Origin of the sequence: Alteromonas sp. McT4-15, assembly GCF_020515205.1 — a bacterium.
In the GTDB taxonomy this organism is placed as follows: domain Bacteria; phylum Pseudomonadota; class Gammaproteobacteria; order Enterobacterales; family Alteromonadaceae; genus Alteromonas.
In genome coordinates, this window is the sequence record NZ_JAJALG010000013.1 from 20,516 (window position 1) to 39,614 (window position 19,099).

18 protein-coding genes are annotated in these 19,099 nt (G+C 45.2%); 7 read left to right on the plus strand and 11 right to left on the minus strand.

The annotated features are described in order from the left end of the window. Positions 1–4 precede the first annotated feature (4 nt). From LHL20_RS11125 to LHL20_RS11135, 3 genes are read right to left on the minus strand one after another with little or no spacing between them, the layout of a single operon-like run. Entirely contained in the window at positions 5–319 is a 315-nt protein-coding gene (locus LHL20_RS11125) for a YfcL family protein (protein ID WP_226433372.1), read from the minus strand. Between the two features lie 50 nt (positions 320–369). Beyond that, the gene (locus LHL20_RS11130) at positions 370–1,500 is read right to left on the minus strand and encodes an ATP-NAD kinase family protein (RefSeq protein WP_226433373.1); all 1,131 of its coding nucleotides are present in this window, start codon (positions 1,498–1,500) and stop codon (positions 370–372) included. Then, the gene (locus LHL20_RS11135) at positions 1,497–2,066 is read right to left on the minus strand and encodes an elongation factor P hydroxylase (RefSeq protein ID WP_226433430.1); all 570 of its coding nucleotides are present in this window, start codon (positions 2,064–2,066) and stop codon (positions 1,497–1,499) included. The genes LHL20_RS11130 and LHL20_RS11135 overlap by 4 nt, the downstream gene beginning before the upstream one ends. A 216-nt stretch (positions 2,067–2,282) precedes the next feature. Between LHL20_RS11135 and LHL20_RS11140 the strand changes: the two genes are divergently transcribed. The 3 genes from LHL20_RS11140 to LHL20_RS11150 are packed head-to-tail and all read left to right on the plus strand — an operon-like array spanning position 2,283 to position 4,594. Beyond that, positions 2,283–3,002: an FFLEELY motif protein gene (locus tag LHL20_RS11140; protein ID WP_226433374.1), complete on the plus strand. Its 720-nt coding sequence runs from the start codon at positions 2,283–2,285 to the stop codon at positions 3,000–3,002. Positions 3,003–3,005: 3 nt separating this feature from the next. Next, the gene (locus LHL20_RS11145; RefSeq protein WP_226433375.1) at positions 3,006–3,473 is read left to right on the plus strand and encodes an acyl-CoA thioesterase; all 468 of its coding nucleotides are present in this window, start codon (positions 3,006–3,008) and stop codon (positions 3,471–3,473) included. Continuing rightward, positions 3,470–4,594, plus strand: a complete 1,125-nt coding sequence (locus LHL20_RS11150) for a retropepsin-like aspartic protease family protein (RefSeq protein ID WP_226433376.1) — start codon at positions 3,470–3,472, stop codon at positions 4,592–4,594. Before LHL20_RS11145 ends, LHL20_RS11150 begins: the two co-directional genes overlap by 4 nt. Before the next feature lie 58 nt (positions 4,595–4,652). Here LHL20_RS11150 and LHL20_RS11155 read toward each other — a convergent pair whose 3' ends face one another. Continuing rightward, positions 4,653–6,695, minus strand: a complete 2,043-nt coding sequence (locus tag LHL20_RS11155; RefSeq protein ID WP_226433377.1) for an NADPH-dependent 2,4-dienoyl-CoA reductase — start codon at positions 6,693–6,695, stop codon at positions 4,653–4,655. A gap of 80 nt (positions 6,696–6,775) precedes the next feature. Continuing rightward, positions 6,776–7,615 (minus strand): crotonase/enoyl-CoA hydratase family protein, encoded by an 840-nt coding sequence (locus LHL20_RS11160; protein WP_226433431.1) that lies wholly within the window; start codon positions 7,613–7,615, stop codon positions 6,776–6,778. Positions 7,616–7,839: 224 nt separating this feature from the next. Between LHL20_RS11160 and LHL20_RS11165 the strand changes: the two genes are divergently transcribed. Further along, complete coding sequence (locus tag LHL20_RS11165) at positions 7,840–8,442, plus strand: TetR/AcrR family transcriptional regulator (RefSeq protein ID WP_226433378.1); 603 nt, start codon at positions 7,840–7,842, stop codon at positions 8,440–8,442. Between the two features lie 27 nt (positions 8,443–8,469). Here LHL20_RS11165 and LHL20_RS11170 read toward each other — a convergent pair whose 3' ends face one another. Beyond that, positions 8,470–10,110, minus strand: a complete 1,641-nt coding sequence (locus LHL20_RS11170) for a GMC family oxidoreductase (protein ID WP_226433379.1) — start codon at positions 10,108–10,110, stop codon at positions 8,470–8,472. A gap of 283 nt (positions 10,111–10,393) precedes the next feature. Between LHL20_RS11170 and LHL20_RS11175 the strand changes: the two genes are divergently transcribed. Then, on the plus strand, positions 10,394–11,131 hold the full coding sequence (locus tag LHL20_RS11175) for a DUF1439 domain-containing protein (protein WP_226433380.1): 738 nt from the start codon (positions 10,394–10,396) through the stop codon (positions 11,129–11,131). On the opposite strand, the gene LHL20_RS11180 is transcribed toward LHL20_RS11175, so the two are convergent. From LHL20_RS11180 to LHL20_RS11190, 3 genes are all read right to left on the minus strand, one after another. Continuing rightward, positions 11,112–12,551, minus strand: coding sequence for a wax ester/triacylglycerol synthase domain-containing protein (locus LHL20_RS11180; RefSeq protein ID WP_319003227.1), 1,440 nt, complete (start codon positions 12,549–12,551; stop codon positions 11,112–11,114). The two genes, LHL20_RS11175 and LHL20_RS11180, sit on opposite strands and share 20 nt — an antisense overlap. Positions 12,552–12,561: 10 nt before the next feature. Continuing rightward, positions 12,562–13,227: a TetR/AcrR family transcriptional regulator gene (locus LHL20_RS11185; protein WP_226433382.1), complete on the minus strand. Its 666-nt coding sequence runs from the start codon at positions 13,225–13,227 to the stop codon at positions 12,562–12,564. A gap of 108 nt (positions 13,228–13,335) precedes the next feature. Further along, positions 13,336–14,544 carry a DUF445 domain-containing protein gene (locus LHL20_RS11190; RefSeq protein WP_202261914.1) on the minus strand — a complete coding sequence of 403 codons (1,209 nt, stop codon included), beginning with the start codon at positions 14,542–14,544 and terminating at the stop codon, positions 13,336–13,338. A 277-nt stretch (positions 14,545–14,821) separates the two neighbouring features. On the opposite strand from LHL20_RS11190, the gene LHL20_RS11195 reads away from it, so the two are divergent. Beyond that, positions 14,822–16,282, plus strand: a complete 1,461-nt coding sequence (locus tag LHL20_RS11195; RefSeq protein ID WP_226433383.1) for a DUF3336 domain-containing protein — start codon at positions 14,822–14,824, stop codon at positions 16,280–16,282. Positions 16,283–16,368: 86 nt separating this feature from the next. Beyond that, on the plus strand, positions 16,369–17,802 hold the full coding sequence (locus tag LHL20_RS11200; RefSeq protein ID WP_226433384.1) for a hypothetical protein: 1,434 nt from the start codon (positions 16,369–16,371) through the stop codon (positions 17,800–17,802). A gap of 53 nt (positions 17,803–17,855) precedes the next feature. Here LHL20_RS11200 and LHL20_RS11205 read toward each other — a convergent pair whose 3' ends face one another. Together LHL20_RS11205 and LHL20_RS11210 are read right to left on the minus strand one after the other, a co-directional pair. Beyond that, positions 17,856–18,578: a hypothetical protein gene (locus LHL20_RS11205; RefSeq protein ID WP_226433385.1), complete on the minus strand. Its 723-nt coding sequence runs from the start codon at positions 18,576–18,578 to the stop codon at positions 17,856–17,858. 144 nt (positions 18,579–18,722) lie between these two features. Beyond that, positions 18,723–19,082: a phasin-related domain-containing protein gene (locus tag LHL20_RS11210; protein WP_159626257.1), complete on the minus strand. Its 360-nt coding sequence runs from the start codon at positions 19,080–19,082 to the stop codon at positions 18,723–18,725. Positions 19,083–19,099 lie beyond the last annotated feature (17 nt).

A 19,099-nucleotide genomic window follows, 5' to 3' on the forward strand; every position in this document is an offset into this window, starting at 1 on the left:
GGGCTTAGTTAGTACAGAGCTTGCTAGCCCCTTCAAAAAGCCTATTCCACAGCGCTTTAACTAACTCTGCGTCTTGCGCGTCAAGCTCGTTGTTGTCAAAAGCCCGCTGAAGACTGTCAGTCATCTTGTCGTTTAGCATCGACAAACTTGCTCCTTCAACCATTTCTAATTGACGCGCCTCAACAGCAAAGTGGCCTTGCAAATAGCTGGCGATAAAGAGCTCGTCATCGTTGCCGTGGTTAACGACATCGTCAAGTAGTGCTTCAATTTTTGCAATAGCATCAACCACGTCTTGTGGCGCAGCAGCAGGTGGTAACAAGGTTTTCTCCTAACTCTTCTTTTTTAAACAATTCAATGAGGTAATTGTGGCTAAACCGCGTTATAAAGTACTTTATCTTTGTAACCCGTAATAATGGTAAAGGCACCAGCAAGGCTTTCATCTAGCTGGCCGTCACCGGAATCTAGACGCAAAGGCTTTCCTTGAAGCGCCTGAATTTTTTGTTTGGTGGCAACCACAAGCATGTTTGGTTTGCCAATTTGGCGAATAAATGCGGGGCTTAACTGCTGGTTACCGCGACCGAGCACGTGCCCTTGCCCCCCAATGACGGTCAACACCACTTTTGTTGGATGGCCTTTAGTAATATCAATAAGTGCCTGCGCCGTAACGTCACTGGCCACAAGTTCGCCGCCTTTAACAATATCAACACCCAGCAATGTGTTATCAAACCCAAGGTATTCCATCACAGCGCCAACCGTCGACCCAGACCCCATTACAAAGTAGGTATCAGGCTCGTCATCCATTATTTCGCTAATGTACGCTGCAATATCGTCAAGTACCAAGGCTTCATCTTCTTTGCCGCCCATTTTAACGGCTTGTACGTAACTGAGTTCGGCAGGGACGCGCATTTCACCATAGTGTTTTGCGATGACTTTGCCTTTTCTGAACGCGTCTTCATCAATGTCTCTCACCTCAGCATCCATCTCACTGACAAGCTCGCCGGCAATCATTTGACTAACGACCTGCCCAGCGGCAGAGGGAGAAACACAATAAACGCCCGAGTGAATTTTACAGCCGGCTGGTACGCCCAACACGGGTACGTCGTTGCCTACCATACGGCAAATATTACGCGCAGTGCCGTCGCCGCCCGCAAATAACAGTAAATCTACACGAGCCTCTACCATCGCCTTGGCCGCGCGTTCTGAATCTTCCCCTTCAGTTTGCTCCTGCTCTGGCGCGTAGATAACCTCAAATGGAATACCCAGCGACTCACAAACACTCTCGCCCATATCGCCGGCAGCAGTGACAACGGTAAACTGCCCAGACAAGGCATCAAGTATGCTTAATGCGCGCGCCATTTTTTCGTTGGCTTTTTTTTCAGCGCCCATCGCTAAGGCTTTTTCTCTTATTTCGGCCCCGTCACTGCCTTTAAGTGCTAGTGCACCGCCAATGCCCGCAAAAGGATTGACAATAATACCTAGTCGAAACAAGGGTTGAGTCATGCTGCATTTCCTCCTACTGGCGTGCTTGTATGTTGATTAGGTGCCGAGTTTTCAGCGTGGTAAGGCGCTTTAGATAAAAATATTTGTTCTAATGCGCGGATAAAGCGCGCCGCTCGGGGTGGAAACCCTTCGGCTTTATAACGTTGCAACTGCGCAGCTACGTTGCGTGTGAACCCTTCTCTGTCAGGCTCTGCGCCGTTTAAGTTATCAGTGCTGACTTGGAAGGTACGCCCAGCCGCCTCTGTCATGGCCCACTCGATAGCCTGTGGCTTTATTTCCACTTTCTCAAAATCGGCCTGCTGCTGTTCGTCGCGTCCATCTGGACAGTACCAATATCCATAGTCTTCTAGCTTACGACGCGCTTCTCCAGCAATACACCAATGCGAAATTTCATGAAGCGCACTTGAGAAAAACCCATGAGCGAACACAATTTGGTTATAGGCACATGTCTCGTTAGCAGGCAGATAAATAGGTTCGTCGCTTCCTAATACTAGGCGCGTATTAAAGTCTGAAAACGTATCATTGAATAGCGAAATAAGCGCGGGGACGTCACGGTCTACTTCCATTGGCTCGTTATCAATACCAATGCTATTACTAATGCTGCTTTGCAATGACGAACTACCTATTGGTTCCATATTACGTGGTGTTAACCTTATCCATGAACTGCTTAAGATTGGGCGCGAAGTATACCAGTAAAAGCCAAAGGGATTAAACTTGTCCCTTGAAAGCAAAAGCTGGTTGGGTCAATCTAGGTTTACTCTTTTTTACGTCGGAGCTTATTTTTGGCACAAGAAATCATAAAACACATCCACAGGGTGAATGCACTTCGCGACCTTGCCACTAAGTTAGATGTGATGCACAAGATTCATGAATTACAGCATTGGCAGTGCCAGCGACTGTTGGTAAGCCATGATGATTTAGCCCAACAGCAGCGATATCAAAAAGCCATGGCGTTTTTTGTAGAAGAGTTATATGGACCAAAAGATTTCAGCCAACGAGATGCTGATTTAGTGCGTGTAATACCCAAATTAGCCAAAGTATTGCCCGACAAAGCAATGAACGCCATGGACGATGCGCTGTCGTTAAATGCCCTATCGTTCGACCTTGATATGGCTATGGCGCAATATCTCAACGCGCATTTTGCAGGTCAACCAATAGATAAACACAGCTATGCCGAAGCGTATCGCCATGTGGGCAGACGCGATGACCGACAACATCAAATTGAAATTATCTCACATCTTGGTGATCAACTCGCCGATGTCATCAAGATTCGAGGAATTGGTATGCTTATTTCGCTGTCTCGCCGACCTGCAAAACTGGCAGGCCTGCTAGCGCTTCACGAGTTTCTCGAAAGAGGGTTTAATGCGTTTAAAGCCATTGGCGATGTGCAGAGTTTTATTCGACCTGTGCTTGAACGTGAAAGCGCGCTAATGCACCGCTTGTTTGATGACACGCTAACGCTGCCGGATGACAATCCTCTGCCTGACGTTTTACAACCTTAAGGAATGAATTTGACCGACCTAGCGCTACCTTGGATGCATGATGCGCCATTTATTGAGCAGTGGCATATAGATAAGACCCATATTGATCACTATCAGCACGTGAATAATGTGGCCTATTTAACGCAACTTGAAAAACTCGCGTGGGCTCATTCAAACGCGCTCGGCCTTCACTTTTCAGACTACCAATCACTTAATCGCGGCATGGTGATCAAGCGCCACGAACTGAATTATCACTTGCCCACCTATTTAGGCGATAGTTTATATTGTGCAACGTGGATTGTGCACTGTGATTCAAAACTAACCCTTAAACGGCAGTTTCAATTTATTTGCCCTAAGCGTATGAAAACCGTGTTTGACGCGGTTACGACATTTGTATGTGTAAGTTTAGATACTGGCGCCCCCAAGCGTATGCCTGCACAATTTACCGAGGCCTATGGCAAGGCTTGTATCCATGTGGAGCAGCCTCAATGAGGGCCACGCTGGCAGTGCTACTTGTCGGTCTTTTGGTGCTATCACTAGGGCTTAATGTTTATTTATGGTTTGCATTAAATCAAAGCGACAGTAATTCGTGTTTACCCACCTCAGAGCATACAGAAAATAGCACCGCTGAGCTGATACCTCGAGAAGTAAACAACAATAGTGGTGAAACGAGTTGGCAAGCAGACGTAGCCACAACGACAAGACAAGTAAATGAAAAGCAATGGATGCAAACGCTGCTTAATGACGGCGACTACGAACAGTTGTCTCAATACCTAACAGAACAGCTAAAAGCCTCCCCTTTTGACGAATCGCTATTGTTAATAGAAGCTGAGCTTATAAAGCTCACCAAACCGCTACCGATAGCACTGGTTCACTACTACGACTTACTGGAACTTCCCCTCTCACTTGAAGCTCAAGAAGACATAAGAGCAAAAGTGACACAGCTGTACCAACAAGCCCAAGCGCAGTTAAGTAAAGAAGCCCAGTGGGAGCTTGTGGCCATGCTCAATGAGCCTTTGTTCCAACGTTTACCTGATGTCCGTCTTTTTGCGCTTAATCTGGCCGAGGCTTACGCTCATCAGCAAAAACTTACGCTAATGGAAGACGCGCTTGCCGCGTTACCTAGCTTTGACGCTCAAGCAGAGGCCATTCGAAATTTGGCCTATGCCACAAGCAATCAAGAACCTGAACAAGCGTCACCTTTTGAATCGCCATCCATGCAAGGCAGTGAAAAACGCATTGCTCTCACTCGCGTAGGTGACCAATACCGTATTCAGGCAAAAGCACTGAATCAGAAAGCGGTGATGATTTTAGATACAGGCGCCACGACAACCGCAATTTCATCAAGGTTGTACGCGCGACTTGGCCGTACGCGCAGGCTTACCTTTTTAGGTAACTTTAACGTTGGTACGGCATCAGGCACCATTGAAGCCCCCTTAGTGCAAATACCGCGTTTTTACTTTGCAGGTTATGAATTTGAAAACGTATCAGCCATTGTTTTACCAGAGGCGGCATTGCCTGACACCGATGGTTTACTGGGAATGAATGTATTGGGTGAATTCGACTTCTCCATTAAGCCACAATCTAGCGAGCTTTGGCTGTCGAAACGATAAAAAAGCACTTCATAGATAAGTGCTTTTTACCTTTGTACTTTTTAGATTACTTTACACGCTAAACTTCAGCACATACGCGCGTGCCCTGATCAATAGCGCGCTTAGCATCAAGCTCTAATGCTTCGTCAGCCCCACCTATCAAGTGGTATGGCATGTTAAGTCCTTCAACAATATCTCGCATGGGCTCTTGGCCCGCACAAATGATGATGTTGTCCACCGGCAACACTTGGCTATTACCCTCTACCGTAATATGTAAGCCTTCATCATCAATCTTGTCGTACGACACCCCTGGGATCATAGTAACGCCTTTTGCCAGTAACCCTGCGCGGTGCGCCCATCCGGTTGTTTTACCAAGCCCTGCGCCCACTTTTGATGATTTACGCTGTAACAAGAAAATCTCTCGTGGCGATGGTTCTGGCTGCGGTTTAACACCTTCAATTCCCGCGCGAGCAGAGAATGTCATATCAATACCCCACTCTTTCATAAACGCAGGAATATCTTGGCTTGGCGTTTCTTTTCCGTGAGATAAATACTCAGCTGTATCAAACCCTATGCCACCAGCGCCAATAATAGCCACCTTGTTGCCTACCGGCTTTTTATCTTTTAATACATCAAGGTAAGTCAGTACCTTTTCATGCTCGATACCCTCGATAGCAGGCGTGCGCGGTTTAATGCCTGTTGCAACCATAACCTCGTCAAACCCTTCATCATTAAGCGCAGCGGCATCGACATAGGTATTGAGTTTAAGCGTAATATTTTTGTGAAGCTCTATTTGACGGGCAAAATAACGCAACGTCTCATAAAACTCTTCTTTACCTGGAATTTGTTTAGCCACATTAAATTGGCCACCAATTTCACTGGCTGCATCGTAAACGACAACGTCATGGCCTCGCTGGGCCGAAGTTACCGCTGCCGCTAGTCCAGCAGGTCCAGCACCAACAACCGCAACACGCTTTTTCGTTTCGGCAGGCTTAATGTTAATTTCTAACTCGTGACAGGCGCGCGGATTAACCAAACAGCTTGTCATTTTGCCGTTGAATACGTGATCTAAGCAGGCTTGGTTACAGCCGATGCACGTGTTAATTTCGTCTGCTTTATTTTGTTGCGCTTTGCGCACAAACTCTGGGTCTGCCAAGAAAGGGCGCGCCATTGAAACCATATCTGCATCGCCGCGGGCAAGTACTTCTTCAGCCACCTCTGGCGTGTTAATGCGATTAGACGTAATTACGGGGATAGACAGTGCTTCTCTAAATTTCGCGGTTACCCATGTAAAGGCCGCGCGAGGTACTTTGGTCGCAATAGTAGGAATTCGCGCTTCATGCCAACCAATACCCGTGTTGATAATAGTTGCACCCGCTTGCTCAATCTCTCTACCTAACTGAACCACCTCTTCATACGTCGAGCCACCTTCTACCAAGTCAAGCATAGATAGACGATAAATAATGATAAAGTTTTTACCTACCGCTTCGCGTACACGGCGAACCACTTCGATAGGCAGTCGAATACGGTTTTCATATTCACCACCCCATTCATCATCACGATGGTTGGTGCGCTTAGCAATAAACTGGTTCAGGAAGTACCCTTCTGAGCCCATGATCTCAACGCCGTCGTAGCCGGCGCGCTGCGCTTGAGTCGCCGCAGTAATGAAATCTTTTATTTGCTTTTCAATCTCGTCTGCTTCAAGTGCTTTAGGCTTAAAAGGGTTAATTGGCGCTTGCACTGCTGATGGTGCAACCAGTTTTGGGCTGTACGCATAACGACCGGTATGCAGTATTTGCATGCAAATTTTGCCGCCAGCAATATGCACGGCATCGGTCACCTCTTTATGATTTTTTACTGCTTCGTCGGTGTCTAAGCGAAATGTAGAAGGATGCGTAGCGCCTTCTTCATTTGGGCCGATACCGCCAGTAACGATAAGGCCTACACCACCTCTGGCACGTTCACCATAAAATGCGGCCATACGCTTATGGCCGTCTGGCAATTCTTCTAAGCCTGTGTGCATAGAGCCCATAAGCACGCGATTTTTAAGCGTCGTAAAACCAAGATCGAGTGGACGAAATAAATGAGGATAAACAGAATGATCAGTAACGGTCTGGTTCATAAGAAATACCTGATAATTTTATAACGTTGTATTTTTAATAATGTATTGTCGCTTTAACGCGACGACGTTAATTTTTATTGTTATGAATTCATTTTCTTTACCGCGCCATGTAACGGCGGGTAGTCGGGTAGTACTTTTGTCTTTTGTGCTTCCATGGCCTTAAATACGTCTTCCATTTGGAACATACCCGCTTGCCAAGTCGCCATGTAATTGAGACTTTCTGCCACGGTGTGCTCTACCGCGTAATTAATCATGGTTTTGGTACCCGATACGGCGAGTGGTGAATTTGCCGCTACTTGCTTAGCAATGGTCATGACCTCTTCAAGCATGGTGGCTTGATCATCAAAGACGCGATTAACAAAACCCAGTTGCTGCGCCTCCTGCGCACCAAAGTTGCGCCCGGTGTACGCTAATTCTTTTACGATGCCAATGGGAATAAGTTTTGGAAGGCGTTGTAATGTCCCTACATCCGCGGTCATACCAAGCTGAGTCTCTTTGATTGTAAAGAACGCATCAGTAGTGCAGTAGCGCATATCACAAGCGCTCAGTAAATCTACTGCACCGCCAATTGCACCACCTTGCACAGCACCGATAACGGGCATACGAGCTTGCTCTATGGCAGTAAAACTATCTTGAAGCAGCATGACCATACGGCGCATGCGTTCCGCGCGACGTGAGGGGTCGCCTTTAAAATCCTCTTTCATATTCAAAAAGACAGATAAATCCATACCCGCTGAGAAATGCTTTCCTGTAGAGGAAATCACAATAACTCTTGCCTCGGCGGCATCGTCAATAGCACGCACCGCAGCCGGTAATTCGGTCCAAAAAGCAGGATTCATACTGTTCATCGCTTCTGGGCGGTTTAACACAATATGAGCAATATGACCTTCGGTTTTAATCTCTAACGTAGAGTAATTCATGGTTTGCGCTGTCTCCATGGCGAATTCCTATTAACAATTTTGCAAACTAGACAGCGTCAAGATAAAAGGCTATGTTGACAGTGTCAAGATAAAAAGTAAGGTATTGGGCCGCGGTGTATTGACCTTGTGCTTTTTAAGAGGCATTGTCCGTGCACCTAGGGTAGTCGCAACACTGCCTATGGACTCAAAAGTGTAGTCAATGTTTTCGGAATTCGTGTTTACTTATGGCATCAGCAGTACAAACTTATCACCATGGTGATTTGCGCAGCACCCTACTAGAGGTTGCAACAAAGCGCCTTGCACACCAAGGCGTAGACAGTCTGTCATTGAGAAAGCTTGCTGAAGATGCAGGCGTTTCACGCACAGCGCCGTATCATCACTTTAAAGACAAAAGTGCTTTGCTAAGCGCAATAGCCGCCAAAGGCTTTAGTGATTGGCATAACGCTGCAAAACGTATTTTTGAACAAGAAGACAAAACACCACAGTCGCGTTTTAGAGAGTTTGTACACGAATATGTCGGGTATGCGGCAGATAACCCTGAAATGTACGAATTGATGTTTGGTCGCACCATCTGGCGCAACAACGCTGCGACAGATGATTTAAAAGAGGTGGCCTTTCCGTGCTTTCAATTCCAGGTGACCATGACACGCTACTGGCAAGAAAAAGGCCTGTTGCCAGATAACAAAGATGCCTTGCGATTAGCCCAGGTCACCTGGGGCACGCTACACGGTATTGCGCGACTTCTTATAGATGGGATTTACGCCGACAACAGTCACATTGAAGAAATGTGTGACTGTGCCGCCGATCTGTTTATGCAAACACCCTAGCGCTTTTTGCAGTGAATTTTTCACATCTTAGCTTGCGATAGGTATTGGTTGCCCTTCGTGGGCCGCTTTAATAAATTCAGCGGCGCGCTCTGCAATCATGATGGTAGGCGCATTGGTATTGCCACCAATCAAGCTTGGCATTACAGAGGCATCCACTACACGAAGCCCTTTTACGCCTCGCACATTTAATTGATTATCCACAACCGCCATTGGATCATCGCTGCTGCCCATTTTGCATGTGCCTATGGGGTGATAAATCGTCTCTGCCCGCTCTCGCAAAAAGTCGAGAATCTCTTCATCGGTTTGCGCGTCTTCACCGGGATACAGTTCACTGCCACCAAATTTCTCAAAATCTGGTGCTGAAAGTAACTTTCGGGCAATTCTCACACCTTCAATCATTACCTGCTGATCTTCCTCAGCAGAAAGATAATTAGGGTCAATCAAAGCTTGATCTGCAGGATGGTTACTCTGCAGCGAAATTGTACCGCGACTTTTGGGATACAAGCAGCACACGTGTAACCCGTATCCATACCCAAAGGCCAGTTGTCGCCCGTGATCATTTAAAATAGCGGGCAAGAAATGGAACTGAATATCTGGTCCCTGTGTTGCAAGACTAGAACTCACAAACCCGCCAGACTCGGCAATGTTTGAAGAGAATATACCTTTGCGCTTAAAGGCATAATCAGCCGTAGCCTTAACATAAGACGGTAGTGCACCCGCTGCAACTGCGTACCCTTCGCGGGCTTTACAGGTGTATTGGACAATCGCGTCTAGATGGTCTTGTAAGTTTTGGCCTACGCCCGGCAAATCTTGTTGTACAAAGATCCCCTTTTCTTCTAATTCGGCACGTGGACCAATGCCAGATAGCATTAAAAGTTGCGGTGAATTGATAGCGCCTCCGCACAATATCACTTCGCTTTTGGCAAAATAGCGGTTAACAGCGCCTTTTTCTCTTACCTGAACACCAATTGCCCTACCTTCTTTCAGCAGAACTTTTTCAGCGGCTACCTTGGTAAGTACCGTTAAGTTGTTGCGATGTTTAGCTTGGGTCAAATACCCTTTTGCAGTTGAACAACGCTGACCGTTAACCTGAGTTACGTGGTAATAGCCCAGCCCTTCCCGGTCATCTCTATTAAAATCATCAAGTTGCCGATACCCTGCAAACGACGCTGAATTCACAAAGGCATCTGACAGCACACTGGTATGGCGTAATTTGCTGACATTTAACGGGCCACCTGTACCATGATATTCATCAGCGCCTTCTTCGAAATTTTCAGCACGCTTAAAGTAAGGCAAGACTTCATCAAATGACCATCCCGTCGCCCCTTCTTCATGTGCCCACCGGTCATAGTCTTCTTTTTGACCCCGTATATAGCACATAGCGTTAACGGAACTGCTACCGCCAAGGGTTTTTCCACGGGGCCAGAACAGCTCACGGTCATACATCTCTTTTTGTGGTGCGGTATGATAACCCCACCCAATACCTTCAAAGCGGCTTAACAATGATAGGCCAAAGGGAATATGAATAAACGGGTTGGTGTCTTTTGAACCAGCCTCAAGAAGCAGAATATCTAATGCTGGATTCTCAGATAGTCGCGTGGCAAGTACTGCGCCGGCTGAGCCACCGCCTACGATGATGTAATCGTATTTATTTAGTACTTCACTCATTACGCTTACTCCTTGCCACTAAATAGTAGTGATATACTTAGGGCATCAACTTGTTAATAAAATGTTGTGGTACGACCAGATTACCAAATAACACTACAGCGAGAAAAGTTTTATATTGTAAGTTTTAAAAAATCTAATAATCTTGGTAATTTAGAAGCTATACGTTCAAAAAAATGAACTATTAAGTATACGTGCTCTTGTGTAGCTCTTATGTAGTACATTGGTAACGTTTCAACTTACCATTTTATATACAACCTCGTGACGGGCAGCGGTCAAAACAACTATGATAACAACGCAATTAACGCTTAAAGACCGCATAACACTCTTTATCGCCACATGGTTGGTAAAATTTGGAAAACTCAATCACGACGACTTTACCCAACCTGAGCTTCAAGCACTCATCGAAGATGCCTTTCCTTACCAATTTACTTTCGATATTCCAGTTGGTGTAGGTACAGTAAATGTGCTTGAAGGCAAAGTGACTCTGGATAACGCCGCCAATCGCGTTGGGTTGCAATGCTTAGCTGCCGTTCATATTGAAGTGGCTGCAAGCACTATTTATCGTGCCCACATCGTATTTGCATTAAGTGCTACTCCGCACTACGACACTAATGCTGAAACCCTGTACCTCACCAATTTAACCACGGACACGCTCACGTTAATTAACGACGACTATGCGTTTATTCGTGATACGCAATTTCTGTTATCTAAGTTTTTTCCAAAAAGCTTAAACTCGCTGCTGGGCAAACCTTTGCGCTCTGCCCTTTCGTTGTTTACGGCAGGCACGTCAGATATGGCATCAGAGTATTTAAAGCTTTATCTTTCAGGGTCAAAACAAGCTATTCTTGATTACCACAAACCACAAATAGATAACGCCATTACTCGACAGCTCACTCAAGACGATTTAAGCCACCGCATGCGTGATACACAATGGCGAGAAGTCTTGTTTGCTCGCCTGGGTAAAAACGTGCGCGTTGAAGATAACGTGCTTCGTTTTTACCTTAATGATCACTCACAATAGACACCGGCATCACCTCTACTTGCTCACCAATGTCCTCTATATTCAATCGAGGATCATCAACACTGGCTTCAAGCATATCAAATGCTTCACTAACGTATTTAGCTAGAGGCTGCAAAGACTCTATATTCTTATTACAACACACCAAACCTACATTAGCCGTGCCAGCATAGGTCATAAGGGTAATGTTAACACCGCCTCCGGGCGTCATCGTTGATATGGGATAACACGCAAGTAACTCTGCATCTTTTAAGTAGCGGGTGTCTTTGGGCCCTGGAACATTAGATATCAGAATATTGGCGATGGGCTTAACCACACTTGAAAGCCTAAGCCACTCAAATACAAGGGCTAATGACTGAATGGCGATGGTATAGCCACTAAACGCGGCAGGTCTTGCGTGTTGCGCGGCGTGTTTCACTATACGGTGATTAACCACAATTTGTCGTAAACGCAGATACGGGTCGGTTTCGCCATGGGCTAATTGCACAGGCACAATGGCAATTTTATTACCCGTGGTTTTCTCGCCAGGTTTTCTTAGGTTGATAGGCATGTTGGTAAAAAGAGCTTTTTTGAACACCTGCCCATGATCTTGTAATAGCTTGTGCACACCAATATCAAACGCGCAAAGCAGCACTTCGTTGGCTGTAGAACGCGTACGGCGGGCTAACTGTTTTACGCGTGTAAAGTCTAGGTCCATAGTGGCGACTGCCCTGCCCGCTTTAACTTGCCCTGTAAGCACCGTTTTCGTGCCAGTAAAAGGAATAGGCATATAGTGTGGGTTAACTCTTACCAATTTCATGAATATGCGCAAAAAGATAATACACAAATCAAGTACGGTTTTTAGCGCATACCCCACGCCCACCAAACGTTTATAAAAACTGATTGGGTCGCGCTTTTTATGCCTTAGGCGTTTAACGGCCCACACTGGCGTAAATTTGGTGTCGTGAGAGTGTGGCACATAGCCTGATTGAAACCATCGCACCAAAGTCGCACCATCGCCATACATGTGATGAACCCGCGCATAGATAGCAAATGTGTCGCTGTTTTCGTCGAAGATAAAGTGGTATTGCCAGAGCGGCTTGTCAGGATCAAGGCGTGAGGCGTGCAAACGTGCAACAAACGCATCTAATGCTTCGCGGTTAGTCACATCAGCCACCTTATGTATCTGAACATGGTAGTCCATGTTCAATTTTTTTACCGGAACGAAGCCTACTGGATAACCGAGAACCGTTTTTACCGCGCAGTTAAATGGCGATGTCGCTCGGGCAAACCCTCGAATTTCCTGAAAAAGTTCAGGTACGTATTCAGTGCTTTTGGCCCCTTTCGGCATGGCAAGTAGCTGCAAACATGCAACGTGTTTTGGATTCTCATCAGACTCGGTTATCCAAAAAGACTTATCTAAGAAACTGAGCGTTTTTGCCATCATTATTCCTTTAAGCAAAGTCGAGGGGCGACTGGGTTTTGAAATCTTTTACAAAATCGTGCGAGTTGAGCGTTTGCTCCAACTTCAGCTTTTCATCGTCACTTAACGCTAACCTTGGCAAAATGGCTACCATCATTAATGAAAGCGCATGGTACTTCTGAAGCGTGTCTTCCATATGACTATTGAGCTCATCAAACTGACATGATTGCGTAATTATGAGCGACACCAAATCGACAAGTAACGCATTGTCGGATTTGTTCGCTAGTAATACTTCACGCTGGCGAAGCGAATCGAAAAGGTAAGTAAGCTGCGAGCGTAAACTCGATAGAATGTTTTTGCGGGAGCGAATAATTGAGGGGTATTTCTCAACCAAATCTGCTGGACTTCGATAGAAAAACCTGAACACATGAATACTATCCACCAGCAAATACAGGTAATACATAATATCTTCAGCGTGCAAGGTATCGAGCTTGTCTTTCACAAGCAGCTTTTGCATTTGCTGTTCGTGCATTTTCATTAGCGCTGTCACAAGGCTATCCTTGCCCTTAAAGTGGTAATATAAATTGCCCGGACTGATATCCAGCTCAACGGCAATATCAACACTGGTTACGGTATTCTCACCATGCTCGTTAAACAGGGTCAATGCCGTCAATAAAATCCTTTGTGCGGTTTTCATAAATACAAATTCAACACCTATTGCACCTCAATAGAGGCATTTTTATCTGTGTTTACTCACCCAATCGTACCGCTAACTTATCTCGCCTGGATGCTCAACTTCTCACTATCACATAAAAACAAAGTACAACTGCGCGAAGCCTGCCACCATGCCCAATATTGCACCTGTTACAATGAGCTTCCATTCATCTTGCTGGTAAGCTGGGCGCAGTACGCCTTCAAACTCTTCAGCAGAAAGTGCCTGCATGCGCTCACTCAAGTCTTGACCTACGTGCAAAGCACCATTGGCATAGTCAAACGCATACATAAGATACTTGTCTGAATTGTCAAAGATTTGCTGCACGGCTAATGCTTTCATTTTATGGTAATTTTCCGACCCTACCCCAAGGGCAAAGTACGGCTGCGCGATGGCAACGTATCGCTCAATGGCGTCGTTGACATGCAGCTCAATAAGCTCAAGTAGTTGTGCTGAACCAGAGCCATGTAAAATAATATTAGTAATGTTTTTAGGGGTAATCAGTTTTTCTTCGATAATTGATGAATAGACCTCAGACACTTCCTTTTGCCGTTTTAAAAACATACCTTGTATGGTCATAGGGCCCAGCTTTCTGGGGCGCTTCGGCTCAAAGATAATTTTGATGGCAATCCAATTCGTCGCATACCCCACCAGGAGCCCGCCTAACGGCAATATCCACCATGCCTGATAGAAATACCACAACAACATGGTTGGCAAACCAAACAGAAAACCAAAATAAAAACCCGAGCGAACGATAAACGGAAATTCTTTACTACCTGCTGTCAGAAAGATTTCATTGATCAGCTCTGGTGAGTTAACTAACTGTTCAACAACAAGTTCTTTAATGTCCAAAATTTCAGACACATTGTGCTGAAAGTCGTCCACCATTTTGTGAACCACATTAGGTATGTCATTCTCGATTCGCTGGTATACCAAATTTTTGCCTTGCACAGGCAACGCAGCCCACAACTGAGGGGCTGACTCAGCCATCACATTATTGACGACTTTTCGTATCACTTGGCTTAAGCGACGCTCCATTGCCTTAGTGAGCTCGTCGGGGTCTAAACGCTGCGCTAATTCTTCAACGCTTAGCAGCTTGCCCAACACCAATTCAACTTCAATCTCTGCCATTTGGCGGCGTTTGGCGGGTATTAGCCCCTGCCATCCAAATATAGGTTTAATGCCAACAAACTCTATAGGGTAAAACATCATTTTTACCGCTAAATAGTTTGTTAGCCAGCCTACTATGGCGCTTATCAGCGGGATAGATAGCAGAGTGAGCGTTTCAAAATTCCATTCCATACTGCGAGTAAGTGGTCCGATTTATTATTTTCTTTCTCAGGCTACTGAGTGCATAGGATTTGGTCAATGTAAAAGTGACATTTAGTGCTAATTGTTGATTGAAAACAAGTGAATGTGCGGCTAAAAAGTGGAATATATACACACTCAACAAATTCTGATTTTCTAGGTAGTAGATTCTAAAATTCAGACTTACACTGAACTATGTTGACGTAAAAGTAGCGTGTCTGCTGGTTAAAAAGCGCGTTGCTCAGTCTTTCAAACTGAATAGGTAGTTGCCATGGCAGTATTCGATTTGCGTTTAAAAAAACTAGAACATGACATTGAGCATGCTAGTAGTAGTGATGAATACGAAGCAGCATGTCTTGCACATGATGCCCTTTCTGGTGCCGAAGAATGGAAAGCGAAAGATGCCAGCGACGACTACGATTACAAATTAATTAGAAAGCGTGTTCAACGTTTGCAGCTAGCCCGCGGCAAAGGAGACATACATGCGCTTATGTCAATTCTTCACGAAGGGCTCCATGGCAATCTGGGCAATATCGCCAACCCCGTACTAATTAGTAAGTGCAAAATCGGTACGAAATACCTGATAGAGCAGTTTATTGATGAGGTTATCACTGCGCTAGAGCAAATTTATCACGCCGACGAAAACGACGTCGATTTCTACGAAAAGCTATCATTCTTTGAAGAAACAGCTCATGCGTTTGGTCGCAGTTGTCTAATGCTATCAGGCGGAGCAGGCCTTGGCTTTTTTCACGCCGGCGTGGTGAAATCGCTTAACGAGAAAAATTTACTGCCCACTGTAGTGTCAGGGGCAAGTGCGGGTTCTATTATTGCCGCTATGCTTGGCACGCGCGATCACGACGAATTACTTGAGTCGTTAAGCGCCGAATTTATTTATGAATCCTTTAAACACTGGCGCAGTTTTGCAGGGCTCGGCAAAAAGAGTTTATTCGACAGTTCAGTGCTAGAGAACGCACTTATCGAACTGTTCGACTTAACCACCTTCGAGGAGGCCTTTAAAAAGACGGGCCGCCACATCACCATCACGGTATCACCTGCCGACCTTCATCAACATTCGCGTTTGCTCAATGCTAAAACATCGCCAAATGCCATTATTACCCAAGCGGTTCGCGCCTCGTGCGCCGTGCCAATTATTTTTAGCCCAGTTCAATTACGTGCAAAGACACTCAGTGGTGAGGTAGTGCCTTACATTCCGAACAGACGCTTCGCAGATGGTTCACTTATGGCAGACTTACCCTTTGACCGTCTCGCAAGGCTTTATGGCGTTAACCATAGCATTGTGAGTCAAACTAACCCGCTTGCGGTTCCGTTTATTTCATCTAATCGCATTGATCCTAATTCCTTGTGGGACATGTCTGCACGCCACATTGGTCAACTTGCTAAGACTAATAGCATTTTTGCCATAGATATCATTGAACGCTTAACAGGAAATAAAGCGGCAAAATTGGCAATCCATAAAGTACGCTCTATTATTGATCAGCAATATGTTGGCAATATCAACATACTCCCTAAGCGACAAATTAGAAACTTGTCACAGGTATTGTCTAACCCGACTTTACAGAGTATTCAGCAACTCATAGCGAGTGGTGAACGCGCTTCGTGGCCACAACTGCACGTTATAAAAAGAAATACCAAAATAAGTGAAAATTTGAGGTATCATCTGGCACAATTGAAAAAACGCGAGGCGGTGGAATTAGGACACCTTGTTCGTTAGCCCAAAAAGCAAACTCATCGCCCCTAGTTATCGTAAGAATGGTTAAAGCTAAACGGTAACGCCCAGTTAGATTGGTAAGGACGACGGTGAGCGCAAAAAGCCCAAAGCCCGACAGCATTTACACGCAACAAGTAAAACAACTGATAAACATGGTTTACCCTCACGAAATAGGCTACGGCTCTGTTTTTGAGGATGCTAATCATTATTTTAGCCTTACTCCGTCGCTTGAAAAGCATACACTTGACCTCGTTGCGCAACTCGACAAGATTAAAGCGCAAAAAAACAAAGAAATACTGGCAGAGCAGCTGTCTGACCAAATCAAAAACAACCGAGAAAAACTAGAAGAAGAACGGTTATCTCGCCTAGAGCGCTTGCAGCAAGTCAGCGAAAAACTTATTGAACTGTGCGAAGGTGAAAACTGGCAAGAAACTCAGCATTTAAGTGGTAAGCTGTTAGGCACGCTCATGTTGTTGACACCGGGTTCTGGTCGTAAATCGCCGCGTATCCATCAAAGATTCAAGCCACTTTACAAAGCCGTACTTACTCTAAGACTCGTTGACAAATTACTAGAGCACGACACTATCGCGCATAAGTATTTGTCTAAGTACCGTGAGTCGTCGGCGCGTTTTCAAAACGATAAATACTGGCGCGAGAAATGGAAAGTTGAGTTAGGCGTTCCGTTAATTACGGCCTCGCTGTTACAGGATATCGGATTGCAGTGCCCTGCCGCATTGCGCATTTTAAAAGGCGATAATGGCGATGAAGATGAATTTAGACTTTTAGAAGAATCTCAACGAAAAGATTTACTTAAACTTAATTATCACCACACGCTAAAGTATTTATCTGAAGGCTTGGGGCTGCCTAAATATGTAGGTAATGACCGTTTAGAACGCGATAAGTTTGTGCAAACTCACCGTGACGCTAACGCATTTATACTTCAACTGGTTAAAGATGCCTTCATCTCAAAAACAGGTTTAGGGGAAGTCATTAAAATACCGCAGATTTACGCCTCAATCGTGTTTTCCACAAAGTCTGACTATTCTAGATTAAGCTTGCCCAAAGGGTATATGCTCATTGAGCAACTGGCCAAAAAAGGCAGCTTGAACAAACAGCTTGCTGAAGACTTTTTGAGTATTGTTGGCTATTTTCCACAAGGCTTTGGCATTACCTTCATTCCTACCAACGAAAATGACCAAGAGAAAGATCAGTATGAATGCGCCGTTGTGACAGGGCTGAACCCGTCCAACCCTGCTGAACCTTTGTGTAGAGTGGTTACTCGAAATTTGACGTATATCTCCAGTGGAAGCAATGAAGTTGTCCCTAAAAGCCGCAATTTATATTTCCCCGCAAACAGAAAAAAGTTAATGCGTATTGGTAAGGAGCGGCTAATGGAGATCATGAGAGAACTCTCCAGCGATTTCACACCCGATGCACTCGACGATCTTGTTCCTAGCTATTGGGAACCTTACGACTTTTTCAGTTTTAAAAACCACCAGAATATTTGGGCGAAGAACAAATAAAAAAAGCAAACCTCTGTTTGCTTTTTACTCATTAAGGTAGCTAGGCTAACGCATTAATTGTCTTCACCGTCCTTTGAAACCGTCTTAGTGTCAGCACTTTTTGACGTTTTCGTTGTAGCAGTTGTTGACGGAGCCGCTTTAGCTGCGGGTGCTTTTCGCTTTGTTGTAGATGTACTAGTAGACGCTTTCGACGCAGCTGTTTTTGTGCTCACTTTAGGCGCTGCCGCTTTGGCTGCCGTCGCCCTTGTGCGAGTTGTCGTCTTGGCTTTAGCCGGTGCACGCTTTGTAGAAGACGCTTTCGGTGCTTCTTCTTTTGTCGTTGACTTCTCGACCTTAGCCGCCGCTTCTTTCGCCGCAAGTAATGCCACTTGCTCGACCAATAAATCTACCTTTGCATTTAGCAACGCGAGTTGTTGCTCTTTTTGCTGTCTTTTTTGACCACCCGAAAGTACGCTAAATATCGGATTGGCGGTAACAAGCTTTTGCGCAGTATCAACGAGTGAAAACGGATTAAGTGTACGTTTTAATTCACTTTCTACTTCCATGCCCTTCGCTTGCATCGCCATAATAGTCTCATGTGTGTCGTCTATTTTTTGACTCACCATGCCAGCGGCTTGGTCTAGTTTTGCTGAAAGCAAATCAGAACCTGCGAACAACCATCCGAAAAGCGGTGACGATTTTAATGAAGAGGATGAAGTGCCGTTAATCGTAACGAGAGGATTCTCTGTCACGGTTTCGCCAGTATTTGTCGTTGTTGGCGTATTTTTGTTACTCATGATGCCTCCTTGTGAGGAGATTTTTGTAGGAATGGTCAAGGGCCAAACGTGTATCGTTTTTGGCCCTAGTCCCAACACATCAAGTGTTGATGTGTTATATGATGTCACTAACGCAGTTGTTGTAAACTTGCTATACGCTAACGTTTACTTGCTTGCAGCTAATTTAGCTACCGCTTCAGTTAGTGCATCAATTTTAGCAGATAGCTCTTCGATACGCTGGTCAGCTGGCTCTGAGTCTAAACCTAGCTTTTTACGAACGTCAGCAACACGGTTTTCAACATCATTAGTAGTAGACTTGAACTTGCTGCGCGCATCGTCTTCTAGTGTTTCACCTTTGCTTACTAATTCGTCGAACATTTTGCTCGCTTCTTCGCTAAGCTTTTCGTAACGACCTTGTGCCTCTTCTACGCTTTTTCCATAAGCGCCAAGACCCGCTAACCAAATTTTACGAGCCATTTCTTCAGCTTCGTTGATTTTGCCTTTAATTGTATCTGTAGTAGTCATTTTCAGCTCCTATGAAT

What these genes read in the sequence shown, in the direction of transcription:
- LHL20_RS11130 (WP_226433373.1), bottom strand. Translation starts at nt 1,500, where the DNA reads ATGACTCAACCCTTGTTTCGACTAGGTATTATTGTCAATCCTTTTGCG.
- LHL20_RS11135 (WP_226433430.1), bottom strand. Translation starts at nt 2,066, where the DNA reads ATGGAAGTAGACCGTGACGTCCCCGCGCTTATTTCGCTATTCAATGAT.
- LHL20_RS11145 (WP_226433375.1), top strand. Translation starts at nt 3,006, where the DNA reads ATGAATTTGACCGACCTAGCGCTACCTTGGATGCATGATGCGCCATTT.
- LHL20_RS11150 (WP_226433376.1), top strand. Translation starts at nt 3,470, where the DNA reads ATGAGGGCCACGCTGGCAGTGCTACTTGTCGGTCTTTTGGTGCTATCA.
- LHL20_RS11155 (WP_226433377.1), bottom strand. Translation starts at nt 6,695, where the DNA reads ATGAACCAGACCGTTACTGATCATTCTGTTTATCCTCATTTATTTCGT.
- LHL20_RS11160 (WP_226433431.1), bottom strand. Translation starts at nt 7,615, where the DNA reads ATGAATTACTCTACGTTAGAGATTAAAACCGAAGGTCATATTGCTCAT.
- LHL20_RS11165 (WP_226433378.1), top strand. Translation starts at nt 7,840, where the DNA reads ATGGCATCAGCAGTACAAACTTATCACCATGGTGATTTGCGCAGCACC.
- LHL20_RS11170 (WP_226433379.1), bottom strand. Translation starts at nt 10,110, where the DNA reads ATGAGTGAAGTACTAAATAAATACGATTACATCATCGTAGGCGGTGGC.
- LHL20_RS11175 (WP_226433380.1), top strand. Translation starts at nt 10,394, where the DNA reads ATGATAACAACGCAATTAACGCTTAAAGACCGCATAACACTCTTTATC.
- LHL20_RS11180 (WP_319003227.1), bottom strand. Translation starts at nt 12,551, where the DNA reads ATGGCAAAAACGCTCAGTTTCTTAGATAAGTCTTTTTGGATAACCGAG.
- LHL20_RS11185 (WP_226433382.1), bottom strand. Translation starts at nt 13,227, where the DNA reads ATGAAAACCGCACAAAGGATTTTATTGACGGCATTGACCCTGTTTAAC.
- LHL20_RS11190 (WP_202261914.1), bottom strand. Translation starts at nt 14,544, where the DNA reads ATGGAATGGAATTTTGAAACGCTCACTCTGCTATCTATCCCGCTGATA.
- LHL20_RS11195 (WP_226433383.1), top strand. Translation starts at nt 14,822, where the DNA reads ATGGCAGTATTCGATTTGCGTTTAAAAAAACTAGAACATGACATTGAG.
- LHL20_RS11205 (WP_226433385.1), bottom strand. Translation starts at nt 18,578, where the DNA reads ATGAGTAACAAAAATACGCCAACAACGACAAATACTGGCGAAACCGTG.
- LHL20_RS11210 (WP_159626257.1), bottom strand. Translation starts at nt 19,082, where the DNA reads ATGACTACTACAGATACAATTAAAGGCAAAATCAACGAAGCTGAAGAA.